This is a genomic window from uncultured Microscilla sp. (assembly GCF_947493425.1).
Lineage (GTDB): Bacteria > Bacteroidota > Bacteroidia > Cytophagales > Microscillaceae > Microscilla.
The window spans coordinates 1-281 of record NZ_CANLRP010000611.1 but is presented as its reverse complement, the minus strand read 5'-3'; the positions used below and the strand labels follow the sequence as shown (position 1 = coordinate 281).

The window sequence follows — 281 nt, the reverse complement described above, 5'->3', positions numbered from 1 at the left end:
ACTTCTTCTTTAATGATTTGATTAGTTGCTGCATCTTTTATGGTGACCTTCAGTTCGTTGTCGCTTGAACTCAAACTGTCCAGGGCAACATCAAAACTCACTTCGTAAGTCTGCAAAGGAGTCGAGGCATAGTCTTTACTAAACACCCATTTCGCGGTATCCGGTGCGTAGTCCAGATGCACTTTAAGTGCCGTCTCCAGACCGATGCTTCCCATCCAGCCCGTCATCTCGTAAATGCCCCAACCATCCGGCAAATTCACCGGGATCAACACGGGCGCAAC

1 protein-coding gene is annotated in these 281 nt (G+C 48.4%); it reads right to left on the bottom strand.

What is annotated here, in order from left to right; translation table 11 throughout:
- A partial coding sequence (locus tag Q0954_RS34745; protein ID WP_299466884.1) for a hypothetical protein occupies positions 1-281 on the bottom strand: 281 nt, incomplete at both ends.